The 2,011-nt window shown below is 48.7% G+C and carries 5 protein-coding genes; all 5 read right to left on the reverse strand.

The genetic code is table 11. From position 1 onward, the window contains the following. Window positions 1-160: aldo/keto reductase (locus ENN47_08800; GenBank protein HDP78262.1), on the reverse strand; the 160-nt coding region annotated here is incomplete at its 3' end. Between the two features lie 14 nt (window positions 161-174). Continuing rightward, a complete protein-coding gene (hxlB, locus tag ENN47_08805; protein ID HDP78263.1) occupies window positions 175-735 on the reverse strand; it encodes a 6-phospho-3-hexuloisomerase in 561 nt (186 codons plus the stop codon). Then, window positions 732-1,388 carry an orotidine 5'-phosphate decarboxylase gene (locus ENN47_08810; GenBank protein HDP78264.1) on the reverse strand — a complete coding sequence of 219 codons (657 nt, stop codon included), beginning with the start codon at window positions 1,386-1,388 and terminating at the stop codon, window positions 732-734. The genes hxlB and ENN47_08810 overlap by 4 nt, the downstream gene beginning before the upstream one ends. Beyond that, a complete protein-coding gene (locus ENN47_08815) occupies window positions 1,385-1,786 on the reverse strand; it encodes a D-ribose pyranase (GenBank protein ID HDP78265.1) in 402 nt (133 codons plus the stop codon). Before ENN47_08815 ends, ENN47_08810 begins: the two co-directional genes overlap by 4 nt. Window positions 1,787-1,800: 14 nt before the next feature. Further along, a partial coding sequence (locus tag ENN47_08820) for a UTRA domain-containing protein (protein HDP78266.1) occupies window positions 1,801-2,011 on the reverse strand: 211 nt, incomplete at its 5' end.

Below are 2,011 nucleotides of genomic sequence, written 5' to 3' on the forward strand. Positions count from 1 at the left end.
CATCGAAGAAGTTTATTCCTCCGGCTATTGCCCTCTCAATAGTCTTGATCGAGTCTTCGTCTGTCGTCCCATCCCAGAATGACGGACCGGAGATTCCCCAGCAACCGTAACCGAGCGCCGATAGCTTCTCTTCTATCTTTTCGACTTTTTTGTACTTCAATTCCTTGGCCTCCCTTATTCGAGATTTGCGTGGTTCTTGAACATCATTTCAGAATCTATGCTCAATTTCTCCATTAAATTCATTACAATAATATCCGTTAGAATCAACAGTGATTGTTCAAATAGATTCCCCATCGGTTGAACCGAAGAGACGCCAGCCCTGTCGGGCACTTTTGGTGTCTTAGTGGGAATCGTAATGACTATGTCGCTTACTTCCGCCACAGTAGATTCACTGCTGGCAGTTATAGAAGCTATTCCGGCTCCAAATTTTCGGGCCTTCTTGCAGTTAAGAACCACTGAAGGAGTCTCCCCCGACGCAGATCCGATGATTAAGAGGTCTCCCCCTCCCAAAGAGGGGCTGGTTACTTCTCCCACAACATGGACCTTCAAGCCCAGATGCATAAGCCTCATCGCGAAGGCCTTGATCGCCAGGCCAGAGCGGCCCATCGCAAAGAGAAAGACTCTTCTTGCCTTTAGAATACTTCCGGAAAGCTCTTCGATCGATTCATCTGTAACTCCGGAAAGGACGGATCTGATCTCGTCAATAACAACATCAAGCGTGCCTTCGAATTTCATGAGCCCTTCTCCAGTCTCTTCTTTATCTCCGATGCCACACTTGCAGGGTTCTCAGCCTCCCAGATCGATCGTCCCGCGATTACCACATCGGGCTTCAGCGGGAAGACATGGGAGAGATTGTCGGGAGATATTCCGCCCGCAACGGCGATCTTTGCTTCTGGAAGAACTCTCCTTATGATATCAATTTTTTTCGCATACTCGAGAAGGTGCATGCTCTCACCCACACCGCTCAGATCGGCCGAGGTGTGGATGCATACGTAATCCGGTGATAGTGGAGAGACCTTTTCTGCAAAGGATTGGAGATCGGAAATCTCTATTGTATCCAGCATAAGTTCTCCGCCAAACTGGTCGGCAGCCTTTCTGACTTCCGAAATCGTCTTGAAGGAAGCAAACCCGAGAACCGTCACGATATCTGCCCCATTTTCAAAGGCCATCGCCGCTTCGAGATAACCTCCATCTACAATCTTCATATCGGCGAGGATCTCATGATCGGGCAGGATCTCGCTTACCTCTTTTACCAGAGCTACTCCGTGCGCAAGAACGGCAGGCGTACCGACTTCGAGAATGTCTATGTAATCCGCGACTTCACTTGCGGTCTTTAGAAAGCCGGCCTTTATGTGAGTGTCGTTTGCGAGCTGTAAACGGATCATCAATAGGTTACCCCGCCAACGAGAATGATACTGGAGTACGGTATCTGCTCGCCGGTTCTGATTACTCCTTTTGACTGCGTGTTGGTGAGTTCCTTGAATCTGACATGGGGAACGAATTCCACTTCTATGCCTTCAGGAAGATGCTTCAAAGTCTCCTCGAGGCATTTCGGACTAACGCTCTTCATCTCTTCGGAGAAGATTACCTTCTCGACTTGAAGCTCTTCCAGCACAGGATCGAGAACATCGAAGACCCCTGGCTTTCCGCCTACAATACTTACGTCTATCCTGTATCTGTCAGAAGCAATAGGCAGGCCTGAGTCAGATATTACCAGCAAGTCTGTGTGACCCATCGAACCTATTAGATTGCATATCTCCTTATTCAGAATTCCGCTTTTCTTCATGATTATCGCTCCCTTCAAATCTTTGTAGTCAAATGTATCCGAAATTTGTAGTGGGTCGCTTCGTACCAGCACTGCACCAGCTCAACATGCTCACCCAGAGCAGTGCAGCCTACTCTTTCGTAATACAAGATCGGCGCTCCCTCTTCTATCTTGAGAAGCTTCGCTATTCTCCCTTCTGCAAGCCGTCCCTCTATTATCGCGTCTCCCTCGACTACGGCCGTTCCC

This window comes from Mesotoga infera, from assembly GCA_011045915.1.
GTDB lineage: Bacteria > Thermotogota > Thermotogae > Petrotogales > Kosmotogaceae > Mesotoga > Mesotoga infera_D.

Bases quoted from the DNA above. Each gene is read 5' to 3' on its own strand.
- hxlB (HDP78263.1), bottom strand. From the start codon at position 735: ATGAAATTCGAAGGCACGCTTGATGTTGTTATTGACGAGATCAGATCC.
- ENN47_08815 (HDP78265.1), bottom strand. From the start codon at position 1,786: ATGAAGAAAAGCGGAATTCTGAATAAGGAGATATGCAATCTAATAGGT.